The following is a 19668-nucleotide window of genomic DNA, read 5'->3' as shown; positions in this document are numbered from 1 at the left end:
AGTCGAGTCACTGAGCCCGGCCGCTTCCCGGACGAAGCCGAACTCGGCCCGCTCAGCCGCGGCCAGGGTCGCCATGATGTGCGGGGCCCCGATCATCGACCGCCGCTCCCTGTTCCCGGGCAGCTAATGTGGAGCCTCGGAGGGCGAGAGGCGGATGTCGATGGAGCTCGGCCGGGTCGTCGTCGTTCACGCACCGACCGGTCACGGCTCGGGTTACGCCATCGCCCGCCGACTGGTCCTGACCTCAGCCCACGTCGTCCCGCAGGTCGGCGCCCAGGTCGAGGTACGGGCCGCCACCGCAGCGGCCCGGCTCCCCGCGACCGTCGTGTGGCGGGGCACGCCAGGCGGCCGCGACGACGCCGCACTGCTCGAGCTGGGGGCGGAAGACCCGGGGTGGGACGGCGACGCCGTGCGCTGGGGCCGCACCGTCACCAACCGGTCCGGCATCCCCGCCGAGACCTGGGGATTCCCGATCTGGGCACAGCGCCCCGGGTCACCGCCGGAGACCTGGCATCCGGCGGGCACGATCAACGCCGGCAACCGCGTCGTCGCCGACCGGTACGTGCTCAGCCTGTCCGACCATCCACCGCGGGGCGCGTCGCCGTGGGCGGGGCTCTCCGGTGCCGCCCTCTTCTGCGGCCGGCTGCTCACCGGGGTCATCGCTGCCGACCTCGCCGGTGGCGGGCATGCGCACCTCGACGCCGTACCCGGATATGTACTGGCCCACGACCCTGAGTTCGTCGCAATCCTGCGGCGGCACGGGTCCGCCGGGCCCGCCCTCGACGGCGTCGAGCTCGACGACCTGGCCGAGCTGGTGAGATACGGCCGGAGCCCCGCGGCGCTGCTGATCGCCAAGCGGAACCTGGTCAGATTCCGCGGCCGGCGCACGCTCATGGACGACCTGATCGCGTGGGCCGGGCCGGCGGGGTTCCGGGCCTGGTTGCTGCACGGTCCCGGTGGTCAGGGCAAGACCCGCGTCGCCCATGAGCTGGGGCGGCGGCTGCGAGATCAGCGGTGGGCGGTGCTGTGGTTGCGGCCCGGCGCCCCCGTGCCCGCCCTGGAGGTGATCGGGCACGTCGCCGTACCACTGCTGGTCATCGTGGATTACGCGGAGTCCCAGCTCGGCCAGGTCGCCGAGGTGCTGCGGGCCTGCGCCCGCCACGCCGGCACCTCACCGGTGCGGATGCTGCTGCTGGCCCGTTCGGTCGGTGACTGGTGGGAGACACTGCAGTCCGAGAGCCCGTACGCCACCGAGTTCCTCGAGGACGCGCCCGTCGTCCGGCTGCTGGAACTGGAAACCGAGGCAGCCGGGCGCGCCGACGCGTACCAGGATGCGCTCACCGACCTGGCTGCCGCCCTGACCTCCCAGCTCGACATCGACCCGGCGCTGCTGGCGGACACCCCGCCCTATGTGGACGCCGGACGCCCCGCATCGGCGTTGACCCTGCACATGACCGCGCTCGCCGATCTCCTCGACGCCGCGTACGGCGTCGACTGGCAGCGGGAGGACACGGCGATGCCGGTCGAGGACCGTGTCCTGCACCATGAGCGACGGCACTGGTACCGGACGGCGGACGGCTTCGGCCTGCGCACGGCGCTGCCCGAGGGGTCGCTCCAGGACACGCTCGCCGCGACGTTCCTGCTCGGCGCCGACAATCGCACAGAAGCCGAGGACCTGCTGGAATCGCTGGAGGTGCTGCGCGACCGGCCCGAGAGCCTGCTCGAGACGGTCCACCGCTGGCTCGCGCATCTGTACCCACCGCCCGACGCGCGGCCATGGGGCGCTCTGCAGCCGGACCGGCTGGCGGAACGCTTCGCCGGCACCCGGCTCCTCAAGGACCAACGGCTCGTCGACCCGCTGCTGTCCGCCAGCTCCGAACCTCAACGCGACCGGCTCCTCACCGTGTTCGCCCGCGCGGCACACCAGGCCGCGTTCGACGGGCAACTCGACGAACCTCTGACCGAGCTGTGCGTACGCCAGGCCAGGTGGCTCGCCCTGCCCGCCATCGGGGCCGCCACCCGCGTCGAGAGCCCCGGCCCGCTGGTCACCGCGCTGCGACGGGTGGCCGATGACCCGCAGGTGACCCGCGACCAGCTCGCCGCACTGGTCTTCCACGTTCCGGTGTCCACCCACACGCTCGCCGGATGGGCAGTCGACGCCTCCCAGCGCCTCGTGGCCGTGGACCGCGCCGCGGCCGACTCCGAGCAGGACACCGAGACGTACCTCTACGAGATCTCGGGAAGCCTGAACCGGCTGACCCTGCGACTCATGGAAGTGGGCCGGTATGACGAGGCCCTGGAATCCGCCGAGGAAACGATCACGGTGATCCGGGGCCTCGCGGACGTATGGCCGGACAAGTACCGCGGTGACCTGGCCGCCGCACTCAGCGTGCGCTCCCTGCAACTCGGCCATCTCGGCCGCCGGATGGATTCGGTCGAAGCGGTGAAGGAAGCGGTCCAGATCCGGCGCGGACTGCAGGACGACGAGGCGCTGGCAACGACCCTCAACAACCTCGCCATCAGGCTGATCGAGGTCGGCCGGCACGACGAGGCGCTGGCGACCATCACCGAAGTCGTGGCCCTGCGGCGCACTCTCGCCGAACAAAATCCCGGCGGGCACCTCCCCGAGCTGGCGATGGCGTTGAGCAACCTCGGCTTCCAGCTCGGCAGACGAGACCGGCAGGCCGAGGCCCTGGTCGTGGTGCGGGAGGCGGTCGCCATCCGCCGACGGCTCTGCGAGGACGAGCCGGACGCGTACCTGCCGAATCTCGCTATGTCATTGAACACGCTGTCCCTGCAACTGCACCATCTTGGGCACCTCCGCGAAGCACTGGCGGCCGGCGAGGAGTCGGCGACGATCTACCGCCGGCTCCGTACGGGCCGGCCCGACGCGATCGCGCCGCTGCTCGCCATGGCGCTCAACAACCTCGCCCGCTACCAGTCCGAAGCCGGCCACGGCGAGCAGGCGCTGGCAACGATCCGGGAGGCGGTCGCCATCCGCCGCGTCCTGGCGGACCAACGCCCGGCAGCATTCCGCAAAGACCTCGCCCAGTCGCTGCTGGTGCTCGCCGTCCTCCTGGAAACCGCCGGACACAGGGACCAGGCCGCGGACAACGCGGCGGAAGCGGTCCCCCTCTACCGGGAACTGGCAGCGGCCGAACCCGTCATCAACCTGCCCCTGCACGTAGAGATCCTGATCTCGGCGGCCAAACTGCACGCCGCAGCCGCCCGTCTGCCAGAGGCGCGCACGCTCATCGGCGAAGCCACAGCAATCTGCCGCCAGACCCGTGACGGACCAGCCCTGCTGCGAACCCTGGTGCTCCAGACAATGATCTTCGGCGGCCTGGGGATGCGCCAGGACGGACTACGCTCGGCCGACGAGGCCCTCCGGCTGACCCGGTCCTTGAACGACGTGCCCGAGGTGGCGATAGCGACCCTGCTCCGCATGCGAACCGAGCTGCGCGGCTGATACCGAAGGAGAACGATGGACATCGAACTGGCTGATGCGGTCGCGGCCATCCGCGAGGAGTTGCTCGAAGCGGCCCAGCGCGGTGCGGGCGAGGACATCGCGTTCACGGTCGGCCCGATCGACATGGAGTTCGAGGTGGAGCTGCGCGCCGACGCCAAGGCCAAAGTCGGCTTCAAGGCCTGGGTGGTCACCGCGGAAACCGAAGCCGGCGGCGGCCGCCGCCGCACCCACCGGGTCAAGGTCCAGCTGACCCCGAAGGCCCCGGACGGCAACGACCTGCTGATCTACGCCCACCCGGGAGCCCTCGGCACCGAAACACCGTCCGGCCACCTCGGCCGATAGGCACCGGGTCTTCCAGCCCTTGCGGCCTACCAGCGGATGGCGAAGAACCCGTGACATGACCCAGGTCACACGGCGGTGCAGATCCTGGGGACGCACTCCGATCGTCTTGCCGATTGTGGAGAACAAGACGGACGCCATAATCACGTGGATCGATGCCCGGCTCGAGAACCCGCCCGACGGCGTGCCGGTCCTGGCCGCGGTCACGGGCCGCTACCCGGCCGACGAGGGCGATTTCTGGCTGGTGATGGCACTGCACTTCCGCTCGGTCCACCCGGTCGAGGGCACCGACCAGGTCATCCGCGACCGTTACTGGGATTCCGACCAGGTGACCCGCAAACCGTACGATCCCGTCTCGAAGGAGGGCGTGACCCACTGGGCCGCCCTACCTCCCCTGCCCGGTGCACCCACTTCCCTTCTCATGGGTGCACCGGTCGCGTCCGCGCTGGCCGCGGTGACCGGCCTCGCCGCATGACGCTCCGGCGGGTCAGGAAGCTCCGGAACGACGCGGTGCCTCGCCCGGGCCTTCGCCCAGCCGGAGCGCCGACGTCATCCAGGTCAGCAAGGCCCGTAAGAGCTACGCCGCGACCCCCGGTCACCCGCGATCCAGGGACGCGGCCCAGGTCCACAGGGCGAACCCCGCACCGATAGCCAGCATGGTCTGCACACCGCGCGGCGAGAAGATGTGGCTGTCGATGAAGGAGTAGCCGGCCAGGAGCAGGACGACGGTGCCGGGCATCACCCGTAGGCCGTGCCGGCTGACCAGGGCGACGGTGCCGGCGAGCACAGCGACGAGGAACGCGTACACGGCGACGTGGCCCAGGCGGTCGCCGGTGTCGTACAGGGCCAGCACCAGCCGGCGCAGCTGGACCGGGTCCCCGGGTTGGCCCGCGACCGTGCCCGCCGCGATTCCGGCCACGGCGTCCAGGCCGGTGTAGCCGGCCGCGTAGACACAGGCGCACACCCAGGCCACGATCGTTGCCGCTCCGGGCAGATCGGCGCGTGGCCGCTCGCGCAGCAACACGAAGAACCCGAGCCCCAGCAGGGGGAAGGCGGGGAGAAGGACGATGTGCAACTGCACCCAGCGGTGCGCGGTGGCAGCGGACAGCCCGTGCGGGTGGATCAGTCCGGCGAGCGCAAGCAGCAGCGGCCCGAGGGTGACGAGCAGAAGAACGTGCGCTGGGCGCAGTCGGCGGGGGCTTGTCACGACACTCATCGCGCGGTCGACGACAGATCGACGAGACCGGCGCTGCCAACGAGTACGAGGTCCACAGCACCCGACCATAGGGTTCGACCGGAGCCGAGGATATGGCTTCGGCGATCCGTCACCAGTTCATAAGGATTGGTCACGGCTGACGAGCTCCGCCCCCGGGCGGGGGCGGCGCGGGCATGCGTGTCAGCCCAACGGAACGTCAGCCCAGCCGGAACTTCTGAGCTGCGGTGTTGTTGCAGTCGTAGATCTGCAGCCGGTCGCCGGACCGCTGAGTGCCGCCGGCATCGTCCAGACAGCGGCCGGACGCCTGGCTGACGATCGTGCCGTCGGACCGGGTCACCCACTGCTGAGCAGTCGTGCCGTTGCAGTCGAACAGCTGCACCGGCGTCGCGTTGACGGTAAGGCCGCCGCGGACGTCCAGGCACTTGCCGAAGACCCGCAGCGACCTGTCGCCCGGTGCGGAGAATCGTTGCGCGTCGCTCGAGTTGCATGCGTACAGCTGGGTAGGCGTCCCCGAGGTCGGGTCTGCGTCGGCGATGTCCGCGCAGAACCCGGCCGGCCCGGCGATCGGCCCCGGCGGCAGCCGCCAATGCTGGGCGTCGGTGCTCGCGCACGCGGCGACCTGCGCCTGGTCCGCTCCCTGGCCCTGCAGGCACTGGCCCGTCGGCGTGTTCGTCAGCGAGCCGTCAGACTGCCGTGTCCAGGACTGTCCAGCCGCGCCGGTGCAGGACACCGTCGCGACGGTGCTGCCCACCGGGGCGACACAGCGGCCGAGCACCCGGAGGGTCCCGTCGCTACCGTGAGTGAACTGCTGTGCGGGGGTGTGGTTGCAGGCGTACTGCTGCATCGGCTGTCCCTCCGCTGCGACACCGCCGCGGACGTCCAGGCAGAGCCCGCCGGCACCGATGATCTCGCCACCGTCCGGGTTGCCGGCCGCGCTGCCGGTGAGGCCGATGGTGTGCGCGGCGTTCACCGGCAAGGCGTCGGTGGTCACCGTGACCGTCCGCCGGTCGACGTTGTACGCCCATGCCGTCTCCGGCACCTGCACCCCGTCGACGGTCACTGCGGTCGGCGCGGTGGCGTTCGACAACCGGAGCGTGTACGACCGGGTGGCGGGTGCCCCCGGATATGTCCCCGACACGGCCCCGACGGTCAGGGTCCGGGCCCCGTTCTGCCAGCCCAGTGCCGTGGTCGTTGACTGACCCGAGGTGTATCCGGGCCCCTCGCCGGCGTCCTGGTACAGCGAGGAGGTGCCGTCCGCGCCGGCCGCGACGTTCAGCGTGACCTGGGTGAGCGGCCGCTGACCGGCGTTCTCCACGTAATCGGTCCGGGTCGGTACGATGCCGCCGCCCTTGACCAGCACCGGCATCCGGGACAGCGGCGCGCTGATCGTGACGGTCGCCGGGCCGGTGTACGTGGTGCCGGTGAACCAGTCGGTCCAGCTGCCCGGCGGCACCCAGACCGACGCCGAGCCGTTGCCGGACCCGTCGTTCGGGCTGGTGATCGGCGCGACCAGCAGGTTGTCGCCGTACAGGTACTGACCGGTGGCGGTGTACGCCGCGGCGCTGCCCGGGTAGTCCAGATACATCGGGCGCACGATCGGCACACCGGTGGTGCTGGCCTGCCGCGCCGCCGTGTACGTGTACGGCACCAGCGCCCCCCGCAACCGCAGGAACCGCTGCGCGCTCGCGGCGGCGTCGCCGGTGTAGTCCCACGGCAGCCGGTCGCCGTGGTCCGAGTGCAGCCGGTCGATCGGCTGGAACGCGCCGAACTGGACCCATCGGGCGTACAGGTCGTCGGCGAGGTGGCCGCCGTGGAAGCTGCCGACGTCGTGGCTGACGTTGCTCAGCCCGGCCGCCGCCTCGTCGGTCGTGAACCGGGTCTCGAACGCCAGCATCTGCCAGGTGGCCGGGGTGTCGCCGGTGAACTGCATCGTCGTGCGCCGCTCCGACCAGGGTCCGAGCGGGTACGAGGTGGTGATGCCGCCGTGCTCGGCGCCGCCGATCCGGGCGAACGAGAAACCACGCACGCCACGGCCGGTGAACTCGTCGGCGTACCGCATGTTGATCAGGTTGTCCGGCGCGACGTGCTCGTCCGACGCCAGTGATCCGCCGCAGGACGTGCAGTAGTCCAGCCACCAGGCCCGTACACCCTGCTGTTCGAAGGGCCGGTGCAGATTGAGGTACGCGGACAGATGCGCCGGATTCGACCAGTCGAAGGCCGAGGTGCCGGAGCCGTCCGGCAGCAGCCCACCGGCCTGGGAGTTGGCCGTGGCGTACTTCGGGTCGTTGGTGGCGATCGACGGGTGAACGTTCAGGGAGACCGACAGCCCCTGCGCCCTGGTCCAGTCGAGGAACGTCTGCGGGTCGCCGAGCAACCCGGTGTTGAAGTTCCAGCCGTTCCACTGGCTCGGCGACTTCCAGTCGGTGTCCACCACCAGCCAGTCCAGCGGCACATAGGACGACCGGAACTTCGGCAGCAGCGCCTGGTAGTCGGCAGCGCTGTAGGCGAAGTACCGGGAGTACCACAGGCCGTACGCCGACTGGGGCAGCAGGGCAGCCGGGCCGGTGAGCGCGTTCAGATCGCCGAGGGCGCCGCGGAAGTCCGTCCCGTACCCGAAGAAGTATCCGTCCTGGTAAGGCTGCGCTCCGTGGCTCGGCCGGTCGGTGACGGTGTGGTCGGCCGGCAGCAGCGCCGTGCGGGTGTCGTCCAGCAGGTACCACCCGCCGCGGTTGAGAATCCCGGGGTGTTCGGGAACGGGCACCGCGGCCGGGTTGTCCAGCGCCCGGGTCCACCCACCGAGCGTGCTGGAGGGGCCGGCGCCGTACCCCGTGGTGGTCAGCGTCGTCGCCGCACCAGGATAGTTCGTCGAGGAGACGGGCAGGATCGCGATACTGTCCACATTGATCCTGCCGCTGTCGGCCTCCGCCTGCACGAGCGCGAGCGTGTTGGCCCCGGCCCGCAGGCTGACGGTGGCCGAGGTGACCGCCCACGTGTCCCAGGAGGCGGTCGGCGCGAACGTCAACCGCGGCCCGGCAACGCCGTTGACCTGGGTCGACAGGGTACGGCTGGTGCTCTGGCCGTCACCGCCGACGGCGTTCGCGTACCGCACGGCCAACCGGTAGGACCCTGCCGTGGGTACGCCCGAGACGTCCTGCTCGATGCCGCTGTCGGCCGACTCGTACCCGGCGACGAACCCGGAGCCGACGTAACCGGTGTGGTCGACGGCGGTGCCGGCGTGCTTGCGCAGCAGCGCGTTCTCGGCCTCACACGCGGTCGAGACGACACAGTACGACGGGAAGATCGGGTTGGCGGTGGCGCCGGTGGACGTCACCACCACCGACAGGTTGCTCGCGGTGAACGGGCCGCTGTTCTGCTTGTAACGCAGGGTCAGCGAGCTGGTGCGGATTTCCCGGAACCCGTCGGAGGAGACAGCGGTGGTGTACGCCGGGGCGGGCAGGTTGCGGTTCACCGCGTTGAAGGTGGTGGCGTCCTGGAACGCGGCGTCCCCGGCGTACTCCATCCGGATCAGCGTCGGGGTCAGGACCTGGAAGCGGGCGCTGCCATCGACGACGGCGGCGGCTGCGGCCCGGCCGGTCGCGGTCGCCGGGGTGGCGAGGACGGGGTTTGCGAGGACAGGACTTGCGAGGACGGGGGCGGAGAGCAGGAGGGCTGCCGAGGCTACGGCGACGAGGCGGAGGACGTGCGGACGGTGACGACCGTGCATGAGCACCTCACACAACACAGTGATGAACACCAATGCATCATGAGATACACATCCACTCGTTTAAAGCAACTTTCTTAACAACTGGCGGCCGAGCGGCTCGTAGCATGATCGGGGCTCAGCCCGCGGGGCGGATCAGGCCGCTCCGGTAGGCGAGCATGACCAGCTGCGCGCGGTCTCGGGCGTCCAGTTTGATCGTCGCGCGGCTGATGTGGGTCTTTGCGGTAAGCGGGGAGATGAACAGCCGCTGGGCGATCTCGTCGTTGGACAGGCCCGCACCGACCAGGGCTACGACCTCGCGTTCGCGATCAGTCAGCTGATCAAGGGGTACCGCGGCCGCCGCGCCCTCCGGGTCCGGCTGGTCGAGGAACTGGGTGATCAGGGCCTGCGTGGCCACGGGCGACAGCAGAGCCTCGCCGCGCGCCACCGTACGGATGCCCTCGATCAGGTCTGCAGGCTCGACGCCCTTGCTGAGGAATCCGCTGGCACCGGCCCGCAGGGCGCGCAGGACGTTCTCGTCGATCTCGAACGTGGTCAGGATCAGCACGCGGACCCCGGCCAGGTCTGGGTCGGCGGTGATCCGGCGAGTGGCCTCGATGCCATCCACCCCCGGCATGGAGATGTCCATGAGCACCACGTCGGCGCGGGTCTCGCGGGCCATCGCGACGGCCTCCGTGCCCGTCGTGGCCTCGCCGACCACCTCCATGCCGGCTCCCGAGTCGATCAGCACCCGGAAGCCGGCCAGGATCAGCCGCTGGTCGTCGGCCAGCAGCACCCGGACGGTCACGCGGCCGCCCGCGGCGCCGGCAAGACCGCGTGCACCACGAAACGGCCGTCGCCGGTGGCCTCGGCGGAGAACCGGCCGCCCAGCGCTGTGGCCCGTTCGCGCATACCGACCAGGCCGTATCCGGTGGCGCCGGCCGTGGCGTTCGCGGTGAAATTCTCCACGGTGATCTCCAGTTCGTCCTCGGCGAAACGTAGCCGCAGCCGGGCGCGGTCGTCGAGTGCATGCTTGTGGGCGTTGGTCAGGGATTCCTGAATGATCCGGTACGCGGCCAGGTCGACCGCTGACGGGAGGGGCCGGGCCTGTCCGTTGCGCCGCTCCTCCACCCGCAGCCCGGCGCCGGCGATCCGCGCTATCAGCTCGGAGAGGTGCGCCAGGCCCCGGGCCGGCTCGTCCACCGGGTCGCCCGGGTGCCCGGGACCGCGCAGCACGCCCAGCACGGTGGACAGCTCTGCCAGCACGGTCCGGGCGGCGTGCCGCACGTGCGCCAGGGATTCCCCCGCCTCGTCCGGTTGGTCGCGCAGCACGTGCGCGGCAACGCCGGCCTGCACGTTGATCATCGCGATGTGGTGCGCCACCACATCGTGCAGTTCGCGGGCGATCCGTACCCGTTCCTCGATCACCCTTCGCCGGGCCTCCTCCTCGCGGCTGCGCTCGGCCCGCCGCGCCCGGTCGAGCACCTCGGCGAGATAGGCCCGGCGGGTGCGGACCAGATCGCCCACGGCCACCGCCATGCCGGCGGAAGCGAAGATGGCGACGGCCTCGGGCTGGGCCCAGGTTCCGTAGGCGATTCCGGCGGCCAGGTAAACGGCGACGGCGGCGGCGAGCGCCGAGGGCCAGGCGACCATGCGCGCGGTCCGGGTGGCGACGGTATACGCGCAGACGAGCACGGCGAGCGTCGCCGGCGGTAGCAGCAACGGGGTGCTGATAGCCAGGATGGTGAACGCCGCGGACACCGCGAGGACCGGCAACGGCCAGCGGCGACGCAGCGCGACCAGGACCCAGGCGACCCCACAGACCAGGAAGTCCAGCCCGGCAGGCGGGCCGCCCCCGCGGTCGGCACCGGTCGGCGCGGCGACCGAGATCAAGGCGAACACGAACAGAAACCCGCCGGCCACCGCGTCTGTGACCTGCGGATGCCAGTTCCTCAGGCGCATGCGAGGACTGTACGGGGGTCACGCACTCCCCACCTCGTCGTACTGGAGTAGTTCCCCGCGTCGGCGCGTACTTCGTACGGAGTAGCCGCCTGCACTCCGCGTCGAGGACGCGGACTACGGGGCGCGACGACGACGCTGGCCCTCATGATCGAGATCAAAGAGCTGACGAAGCGTTACGGTGCCGGGACCGCGGTGGACCGGCTCACCTTCCGGGTACGGCCGGGAATCGTGACCGGCTTCCTCGGGCCGAACGGGGCCGGCAAGTCGACCACCATCCGGCTGATCCTGGGTCTGGACCGGCCGACCTCGGGCACCGCCACCGTCAACGGCCGCAGCTATGCCCGGCTCGCCGCCCCGTTGCGTGAAGTGGGTGCGCTGCTGGATGCGCGGGCGGTACACGGTGGACGTTCCGCTTACCACCACCTGCTCGCCATGGCCGCCACCAACGGTGTGCCGCGCTCGCGGGTGGACGAGGTGATCGACCTGGTCGGCTTGGGAGCAGCGGCACGCAAGCGGGCGGGATCGTTGTCACTGGGCATGGGACAGCGGCTCGGCATCGCCGCCGCGCTGCTCGCCGACCCTCGGGTGCTGATCCTGGATGAACCGGTGAACGGCCTCGACCCGGAGGGCATCCGGTGGATCCGGAAGCTGATGCGCAACCAGGCGGCCGAGGGTCGTACGGTTCTCGTCTCCTCGCACCTCATGAGCGAAATGGCGCTGACGGCCGATCATCTTATCGTGATCGACCACGGGCGCCTGATCGCCGACCAGACCGTCGCCGACTTCGTGGCCCGGGCCGGGCTGGATACCGTCCTGGTCCGTTCCCCCCAGCTGTCCGCCCTGCACGACCTGCTGGCCGGCCCGGACGTCACGATCATCAGCGGTGAACGCGACGCCTTCGAGGTCTCCGGACTGGACGCCGGGCAGATCGCCGACCGGGCCGCCGCAGCCGGCATCACCCTGCACGAGCTGTCCCACCGCCAGGCGAGCCTGGAGGACGCCTTCATGCACCTGATCAGCGATGCCGCCGACCGCAAAGGACCAACCCGATGAGCTTCCGTCACGTCGTCCGCTCCGAATGGATCAAATTCTGGTCGGTACGCTCGACGACGGTCCTGCTGTCCGTGGCCGTCATCGGGTTCACCGGCATCGGCCTGCTCCTGTGCGCGGTCGGCATGAGCGCGAGCGTGGTCTCGCCGGCCGGTACGAGCATGACGGGCAGCGTCCTGGCCACGCTCGTGCTGGGGGTGCTGGGCGTACTCGTCATCACGGGCGAATACAACACCGGCCTCATCCGGGCCACGCTGACAGCCGTGCCCCGCCGATTGATCGTGCTGACGGCGAAAGCTGTGGTGCTCGGAGCGGTGTCGTTCACGGTGATGAGCATCGCGGCGTTGCTCACCTTCCTGGCCGGACAGGCGGTCATCGGCGACGCCGGCATGACGCTCACCGACAACGGCGTGATCCGGGTGCTGCTCGGCACGGTCGCCTACGAGACCGGGGCTGCCCTTCTGGGCCTGCTCCTGGGCACGCTGATCCGATCCACAGCAGCCGCGCTGAGCACGTACTTCGCAGTCACGTTTCTGCTGTCCACCACCTTCACCCAATTCCTACTGCCAGAAGAAGTCCGGGCGACCGCCGGCAAGTTCCTGCCACCACAGGCCGGCGAAGCGATGGGCTGGGCGGGTGCGCGCCTCCCGGAGATGCTGTCGCCGGGCCGGGGTGCTCTGGTGTTCGCGGGCTACCTCGTTCTGGCCGCGGTCCTGGCCGGATGGCGGCTGCAGCACTCGGACGCCTGAGAATGCTGCTGCCGGCCGCCGGGTCAGCCGGTGCGGTCAGGCGAAGAAGAGCAGGCGGGCCAGCGCCGCCAGCCCCACGATCACGATGATCGTGCGGAGCAGCACCGGAGAGAGGCGTCGCCCGACCCGGGCGCCGGCGACGCCGCCCAGGGCGGAGCCGACCGAGATGAGCAGGACGACCGTCCAGTTCACCGAGTGCCACGAGACCGCCATGAAGGTGACCGCGGCGACCGCGTTGACCACGGTGGTGAGCAGGTTCTTCAGCCCCGTGATCGACTGCAGGGTGGCGGTGGTGAGCACGCTGAGCAACCCGACCAGCAGGACCCCCTGCGCCGCCCCGAAGTAACCCCCGTAGATCCCGAGCACGTACACCCCGGCGACGATCGCGACCCGGTAGTGCGGCCCCGGACCGGCCGCTTCCAGCGGGTCGGCCGTCGTCGCGACGGCGGGGACGTGCGCGCGACGACGGCGCGCGGCACGCTGGATGGCCGGACCCCAGACGACCATGACCAGGCCGACGACGATCAGGACGGGAACGATGGTCTGGAAGGCTCCGGCCGGGAGGACCAGAAGCAGCAGAGCGCCGGTGATGCCGCCGAGGGCCGAGGCGGGCAGCAGGCGCTTGAGGGTGGCCGCACGACCTGCCAGCTCGGAGCGGTAACCGAGGGTGCCGGTGATGCCGCCACCGACCAGGCCGATGTTGTTGGAGACGTTCGCGACCAGGGGCGAATAACCGAACAGCAGCAACACCGGGAAGGTGACCAGCGTGCCGGATCCGACGACCACATTGATCATGCCGGCCCAGAAGCCGGCGGCCAGGATGGCCAACGCCTGCAGCACGTACGAATCCTCCTGACTCCGAGCGATGATCGATGACCGGAGCCCCACCCTAGTAGGCCCGGCGGACGGGGTTGACGGGGTTCTCGGGCAGGTATCGATCCAGATCTTGACAGGAAAGATTGCCGGGGAAACACTGACGAAACTTGTGGTGAGAGCGCTCTCTTCTCAATGTCTGCGAACCGGGTAGAACTCACTCCCCCACTATCCAGCTGCGTTCCCCCTGCCCATCCCCTCGTCATTCGGGCAGGCATCAGAGAAGAAAGTAGGACGGCAATGAAAGCTGTCTCTCGACGGCGCCGCCGCGGCATGCTCGCGGCAATGGTGCTGGTCGTAGTCGCCGGGCTCGGTGTGGCCGGCGCCAATCAGTTCGCCTCGGCCGCCACCGTCACGGGTAACACCATCGCCGGGCCGGGCGGCAAGTGCGTCGACGTCAGTGGCGACGACACCGGCGCCAACGGCACGGCGGTCCAGCTCTGGGACTGTCAGACCACCAGCGTCGACCAGCACTGGACCCTCAACGGCACCGCACTGACCACGCTCGGCCGCTGCCTGGACGTGGCCAGCGGCGGCACCGGCAACGGTACGCAGCTGCAGCTCTGGGACTGCAACGGCACCGGCGCGCAGCAGTGGGCCCAGCAGAGCAACGGCGCCCTGAAGAACCCGCAGTCGAACCGCTGCGTGGACGCACCGTCCGGCGCCACCGCCAACGGCACACGGCTGCAGATCTGGGACTGCAACGGCAGCGCCGCCCAGGTTTTCACCCTTACCGCGGGGACGACCAACCCGGGAACGTGCCCGACGTATTCGGACACGCCGGATCTGGGCCCGAACGTGCACTTCTACGACCATTCGATGTCCGATGCCGCCATTCAATCGTCGCTGGACAGCATCTTCAACGCGCAGAAAGATACGAACTCGGCGCAATTCGGCACCCGTCGCGACGCGGAGATCTTCAAGCCGAGCACCACGCCGTACAACGTCGGCGCGAACATCGGCTTCAACACCTCGATCCTCGGGGCCGGGCAGAACCCCGATGACGTACGCATCAACGGCGCCGTGACCGTCGACGCGTTCAACGCCAGCGACGCCGGGAACGCGACCCAGAACTTCTGGCGCTCCGCGGAGAACATGTCGATCAACACCCTCGGCGGCGCCGACCGCTGGGCCGTCGCCCAGGCCGCCCCGTTCCGCCGCATGCACGTCATCGGCGGGCTTGACCTCTACCCGGCCAGCTACGGCTGGGCCAGCGGCGGCTACATCTCCGACACGAAGGTCGACGGGACCGCCGAATCCGCCTCCCAGCAGCAGTTCTACACCAAGGACAGCACGCTGGGAGCCTGGAGCGGCTCCAACTGGAACATGGTGTTCTCCGGCACCAACGGCGCCCCCGCGACCAACTTCAACACCGCCGCGGCCGGCCCCCGCTACACGACGCTGGCCACCACACCGGTGTCGCGTGACGTGCCCTACTTCTACATCGATTCCGCGGGGAAGTACCGGGTGTTCCTGCCCGCCCTGCGTACCAACGCCTCGGGTCCGAGCTGGGCCGGCGGAAGCACCCCGGGCAGTTCCCTGCCGATGAGCAACTTCTACGTGGCACGCCCCGGCGACTCGGCGGCAACGATCAACACGGCGCTGGCCAGCGGGTGCAACCTGTTCTTCACCCCGGGCATCTACCACGTCAACCAGACCCTGCACGTGACCAAGGCGAACACGGTGGTGCTCGGTATCGGCTACCCGACCATCATCCCGGACAACGGTGTCAACGCCATGGACGTCGCTGACGTCGACGGCGTACGGCTCAAGGGACTACTCTTCGACGCCGGGACCACCAACAGCGACACCCTGCTCAAGGTCGGCCTCGCCAAGTCGGGCACCTCGCACGCCGGCAACCCCACCACCGTGCAGGACGTGTTCTTCCGCATCGGCGGCATGGTGGCCGGCAAGGCCACCAACAGCCTGGTCGTCAACACCAACAACACGATTGTCGACCACACCTGGGCCTGGCGCGCCGACCACGGCGCCGGCATCGGCTGGACGGTGAACACCGCGGACAACGGGCTCACCGTCAACGGTGACAACGTGCTCGCGACGGGCCTGTTCGTCGAGCACTACCAGAAGAACGAAGTCGTCTGGAACGGCGCCAACGGCAAGGTCGTCTTCTTCCAGAACGAGATGCCCTACGACCCGCCGAACCAGGCCAGCTGGATGAACGGCTCGCAGAACGGCTACCCGGCACTCAAGGTCGCCGCCGGAGTCAGCACCTTCGAAGCCTGGGGACTCGGCAGCTACTGCTTCTTCAACGTCAACAATGCGGTGTCCTCGGCGCACGCCTTCGAGGTACCCACGGTTGCCGGAGTGAAGCTGCACGACATGGCAGCCGTGTCGCTCGGCGGTATCGGCACTATTTCGCACATCGTCAACGACACCGGCGCCGCCGCCAACTCCAGCAACAACAACTCCTACCTGGTCAACTTCCCGTAAGCCACCAGCACTTCCCCCTGTGAACCGTCGTGGGCGGGCCCGCACGATCGGGCCCGCCCACGACGCCGTTTCCGATCGGCGGTCTCCTGGCCAGAGGCGGAACCCGCCTGTCCCGATAAGATGGGGCCATGAGAAAGCCCCTCGTCGTAGCGGTCGTCGTCACCGGCCTCGCGACTGCCGCGTCGCTCACCTCCATCGGGGTCGCCGCCGCGGATCAGCGGCCCGTCCCGGCCGCGGTCGCCTCCACCCCGGTTGCGAGCGTCGCCGCGCGGACACCTCCGGCGATCAAGGACAGCGACCCGTCACTCACGTACGGGCAGGACGGCCGCATCGTCACCGTCACCCGCAAGTCCACCCCGGTGGCCACCGTGACGCTCGCCTCCGCCACCTGGTCGGCCCACTCCGCCACGGCCGTCCTCACGGTCACCGCCACCCGCCCGATCATCGTCGACCCGGCGATGTTCACCCTCTACGACGCCGAGGGCTGGGAGAACCAAGCACAGCAGAGCAAGCCCGTACGGTTCGGGACAGGCACCGCCTCGCTCACCCTGACCTTCACCGGCACCCCCGCACGACCCGAGGCCCTGGGCTGGGTACCGCAACCCGACGGAGATGCCGTCGCCGTCTGGGAACGCGGCTGAGACTGCGCCGCCGGTCCAGCCCCACGCCGAGCGGCCCGCCCCCGGGCGCGACCGGCGGCACCGAGGCCCGTCACCCGAACCAGGTGACGAGCCTCGATCGATCATCGCCCCTCAGCCGGCGGGAGAACACAACAGCGGCCGTTCGGTGGGCGGGGCGGTGGTGGCCTGCTCGATGTTCGGATCCCGAGGGCTATCCCGTTGCCATGGCGGCGGACTGGTGACCGCTGCCCGAGTGGGGCATCGCCAACATTCGGTCCCGCCCCCGTAGGTAGCCGGACTTCTCGTATATCGCGGTGGCGAGGTCGTGGTGGGCTTGCGCCTCGGCGGGGAAGCCGTCGCGATAGCGGATCTCCGCCAGCACGGCGTAGGCATCGGCCTCCAGGAGGCGGAAGCCCGCCGGCCGGCAGATCTCCAAGGCGAGTTCGACATGCTGCCGCGCCTGCGGCAGGTCACCGCGGCGCAACGCCATCGTCGCCAGGCCGATCACCGCCTCGACCTCGTGGACCTGGATGTTGATGCCTCGGGCAAGCTGGACCGCTTGTTCGTATTGCTTCGTCGCTTCAGCGTCGCGGCCCAGGCAGCTGTGGATGTACGCCAGCGTGCTGCGGCACCGGACCTGGAGTACCGGAGTACCGAGCTCGGCCGACCGCCGGAAGCTTTCGTCCAGCGCTTCCATCGCGGCCGGGTAGTGACCCAGATCGGCGTCGATCATGGCGCGCTCGATCAGCGCGTAGACCGAGCCGTAGCGGTCGCCGATGCGTACGCAGATCGTGTAGGACTGTTGCACAAGCGTACGGGCGACCTCCAGCGCACCGGCGTACCACTCTATCCGCCCGAGTGCGTGCAGAGCGCATGCCTCCGCCTTCTCGAGCCCGAGGCGCTGAGCCATGCCCAGCGTCTGCTGCTGCAGGTCACGAGCCGAGTCGAGGTCACCGGAGTGCATGTGGACATTGCCGATGTGGCTCATCGCGGTCGCCTCGCCGACGGCCCAACCGGCCCGTCGCATGGCCGCCAGTGAATCCAGATAGACCTGCAATGCCCTGCTGTGCTGGCCGTGGTGCAGCAACAACTGTGCGATTCCGAGGGAGACCGCCGCTTCGCCGTCCGCCGCATCATGGGCACGGGCCGCCGTCAGCGCGGCATCGGCACAACCCAGCCATTCCACGGCCGGGCTGCTCAACCAGAAGAATCCACGCAGCGCGTCGACGAGGTACCAGCTCAGCGCGACCGGGCCGGAGCGGGCTGCGTGGTGGATGGCCGCGACCAGGTTGTGCCGTTCCGCGACCAGCCAGGCAAGCGCCTCCGGCCGGCCGTCGAAGGCGGCTTGACCGTCCGGCTCCCGCCAGGCCGGTGCCGGCAGCCGGATCCGCTCCGGTGCGACCAGCTCTGCCGCGGTCAGCGTACGGTCGAGATACCAGTTCAGCATGCGTGCGATCGCCGCCTGGGTGCCGTCGCCCGCGCTCGCGGCCAGGTTCTTGCCGAACGACCGGATGAGGTCGTGCAGGGTGTAGCGGCCGAAGCTCTGCTCATGGACCATGTGCACGGTGGCCAGGCCCTGCAGCAGCAGGTCCGCCTCCGGCTTGGGAACGTCGAGCAGGGCGGACACCGCATCCGTGGTGAAAGCCGATCCCGGAACGACACTGACCAGCCGGAATGCTCGTTGCTCGGACTCCGAGAGGGTGGCATAGGTCTCGTTGAGGACCGCCCTGATGCTTCCGGACTGGTCGCCGTCGAGGGTCAACTCGACCAGCGGGTCGCCCTTGTCGAGGGCCAGGACGAGGTCGCTGATCGGGCGGTGTTTGCGGAAGGCGAGATTGGCGGCGGCTGTCAGCAGCGACAGTGGAATGCAGCTGCAGCGCTGCGCCAGATCGGTGACCGCGAGGGGCTCGGCGGCGACCCGCTCGTCGCCGAGCATCTGGGTCAGCAGGGCGACGGCCTCCTTCTCAGGAAGTACGTTGAGCAGGATTCTGCGGGCACCGTCCCGGGCCACCAGGCCGGTCAGCGAATGCCGGCTGGTCACGATCACCAGGGACTCCCCGAGGCCGGGAAGCAGCGGCCGGATCTGCTCGGGGGTACGCGCGTTGTCGACCACGATCAGGAGCCGCTTGCCGGCCACCAGCGATCGGTACACCTTCGCCGCGTCCTCGTCGTCCACCGGGATGCGATCACCGCTGACGCCCAGGGAGCGCAGGAAGCCGGCAAGCGCGTCGACCGTCCGCATCGGTTGGTCCGGGTCGTATCCGCGTAGATCGACGTAGAGCTGACCGTCCGGGAAGTCCTGCGCTATCCGGTGTGCCCAGTGCACGGCGAGCGCTGTCTTGCCGACGCCGGCGATGCCGACTATCGCCACGATCTGCAACTGCCGGGATCCCTGCTGGAGGCCGGCGAGCATCTCGACCTCGCGGCCCCGTCCGATGAAGGACGGGCTGTCAGCGGGTAGTTCGCGGGGCGGCGGATCGGTCCGCGCGGCGGCATCGTCGGCCGTGCCCGGCTGATCTGCGTCGACCGTACGAGAAACCTGCAGGTCCAGATCGGACTGCCTGCGGATCGTGCGCGCCGCCTCGAACAACGCGGTGCGTTCCGGCTCCGGCAGCGCGAGGGCCTCGGCCAGGGCTTCCAGCGAGGCCTTCCGAGGTGCCCGCACCGCTCCACGTTCGACATCGCGGATGGTCCGGGAACTGATCCCCGATTCCTCCGCCAATTCTTCCTGGGTCAGTCGCGCGGCCGTCCGATAGTCCCGGAGCAATCGCCCGAAATCCCTTTGAACATGCACAAGCCTATCCCCCGTATCTTCCCATCAACGTTCCGTCATGCCACTCGGGGGAGAGTCACCTTCCGCCGATCCCCCGATCGAACATCCGGTCTCCGGTGAAGTCTCCGGCTCTTCTTCCTCGACCGCGGATACCCGGCCGGGTCAGGATTGCCATCGACGCCAACGATCCTACCTAGATCGAGATACATCACTACAGATTTATGCGTTACGCACCAATTACTTGACTTTGAGCGATCCGCCGAGGCGCCGCGGAACCGTCACCTCAGCGCACGATCCGCCCGCGGTAGTTCCGCCGGTACCACTCCGGCCGGACCAGCGCGCCCATCGCCAGCCAGACAAACTCCCTGGAGGGATTGTGGCCGCCTTCGACGCCGATGATCGGTGCCAGCACGATGCCCACCCGATCAGCGACCAGGACCGGCAGCGACTGCTGCACGACAGGCAC

The 19668-nt window shown here is 69.7% G+C and carries 14 protein-coding genes; 7 read left to right on the top strand and 7 right to left on the bottom strand.

Translation table 11 applies throughout. The annotated features are described in order from the left end of the window. The first annotated feature begins 154 nt into the window (after positions 1–154). The 3 genes from Ahu01nite_RS37765 (at position 155) to Ahu01nite_RS37755 (ending at position 4283) form a co-directional block, all read left to right on the top strand. On the top strand, positions 155–3469 hold the full coding sequence (locus Ahu01nite_RS37765; RefSeq protein ID WP_203841532.1) for a tetratricopeptide repeat protein: 3315 nt from the start codon (positions 155–157) through the stop codon (positions 3467–3469). A 15-nt stretch (positions 3470–3484) separates the two neighbouring features. Next, positions 3485–3811 (top strand): trypco2 family protein, encoded by a 327-nt coding sequence (locus Ahu01nite_RS37760; RefSeq protein WP_203841531.1) that lies wholly within the window; start codon positions 3485–3487, stop codon positions 3809–3811. Positions 3812–3926: 115 nt separating this feature from the next. Then, entirely contained in the window at positions 3927–4283 is a 357-nt protein-coding gene (locus Ahu01nite_RS37755; protein WP_307794688.1) for an AQJ64_40280 family protein, read from the top strand. A gap of 120 nt (positions 4284–4403) precedes the next feature. Here the strand turns inward: Ahu01nite_RS37755 and Ahu01nite_RS37750 are convergent, their stop codons facing one another. From Ahu01nite_RS37750 to Ahu01nite_RS37735, 4 genes are all read right to left on the bottom strand, one after another. Then, positions 4404–5015: a hypothetical protein gene (locus Ahu01nite_RS37750; protein WP_203841529.1), complete on the bottom strand. Its 612-nt coding sequence runs from the start codon at positions 5013–5015 to the stop codon at positions 4404–4406. Positions 5016–5220: 205 nt separating this feature from the next. Next, the gene (locus tag Ahu01nite_RS37745) at positions 5221–8778 is read right to left on the bottom strand and encodes a ricin-type beta-trefoil lectin domain protein (RefSeq protein ID WP_239159469.1); all 3558 of its coding nucleotides are present in this window, start codon (positions 8776–8778) and stop codon (positions 5221–5223) included. 85 nt (positions 8779–8863) lie between these two features. Further along, entirely contained in the window at positions 8864–9532 is a 669-nt protein-coding gene (locus tag Ahu01nite_RS37740; protein ID WP_203841528.1) for a response regulator, read from the bottom strand. Next, entirely contained in the window at positions 9529–10686 is a 1158-nt protein-coding gene (locus Ahu01nite_RS37735; RefSeq protein WP_203841527.1) for a sensor histidine kinase, read from the bottom strand. The genes Ahu01nite_RS37740 and Ahu01nite_RS37735 overlap by 4 nt, the downstream gene beginning before the upstream one ends. Positions 10687–10830: 144 nt before the next feature. On the opposite strand from Ahu01nite_RS37735, the gene Ahu01nite_RS37730 reads away from it, so the two are divergent. Then, complete coding sequence (locus tag Ahu01nite_RS37730) at positions 10831–11739, top strand: ABC transporter ATP-binding protein (protein WP_203841526.1); 909 nt, start codon at positions 10831–10833, stop codon at positions 11737–11739. Then, complete coding sequence (locus tag Ahu01nite_RS37725) at positions 11736–12485, top strand: ABC transporter permease subunit (RefSeq protein WP_203841525.1); 750 nt, start codon at positions 11736–11738, stop codon at positions 12483–12485. The genes Ahu01nite_RS37730 and Ahu01nite_RS37725 overlap by 4 nt, the downstream gene beginning before the upstream one ends. 36 nt (positions 12486–12521) lie before the next feature. Here Ahu01nite_RS37725 and Ahu01nite_RS37720 read toward each other — a convergent pair whose 3' ends face one another. Then, a complete protein-coding gene (locus tag Ahu01nite_RS37720) occupies positions 12522–13325 on the bottom strand; it encodes a sulfite exporter TauE/SafE family protein (RefSeq protein WP_239159468.1) in 804 nt (267 codons plus the stop codon). A 318-nt stretch (positions 13326–13643) separates the two neighbouring features. Here Ahu01nite_RS37720 and Ahu01nite_RS37715 point away from each other — a divergent pair, with 318 nt between their 5' ends. Continuing rightward, complete coding sequence (locus Ahu01nite_RS37715) at positions 13644–15809, top strand: pectate lyase-like domain-containing protein (RefSeq protein ID WP_203841524.1); 2166 nt, start codon at positions 13644–13646, stop codon at positions 15807–15809. A gap of 128 nt (positions 15810–15937) precedes the next feature. Next, positions 15938–16450 (top strand): hypothetical protein, encoded by a 513-nt coding sequence (locus Ahu01nite_RS37710; RefSeq protein WP_203841523.1) that lies wholly within the window; start codon positions 15938–15940, stop codon positions 16448–16450. A 190-nt stretch (positions 16451–16640) separates the two neighbouring features. On the opposite strand, the gene Ahu01nite_RS37705 is transcribed toward Ahu01nite_RS37710, so the two are convergent. Together Ahu01nite_RS37705 and Ahu01nite_RS37700 are read right to left on the bottom strand one after the other, a co-directional pair. Then, complete coding sequence (locus Ahu01nite_RS37705; RefSeq protein WP_239159467.1) at positions 16641–19223, bottom strand: ATP-binding protein; 2583 nt, start codon at positions 19221–19223, stop codon at positions 16641–16643. Between the two features lie 262 nt (positions 19224–19485). Next, positions 19486–19659, bottom strand: a complete 174-nt coding sequence (locus Ahu01nite_RS37700; protein WP_203841521.1) for a hypothetical protein — start codon at positions 19657–19659, stop codon at positions 19486–19488. Positions 19660–19668: the final 9 nt, after the last annotated feature.

Source organism: Winogradskya humida (genome assembly GCF_016862215.1).
Lineage (GTDB): Bacteria > Actinomycetota > Actinomycetes > Mycobacteriales > Micromonosporaceae > Actinoplanes > Actinoplanes humidus.
The sequence above is the reverse complement of the archived record's forward strand: the minus strand, read 5'-3'. Positions and strand labels throughout refer to the sequence as shown.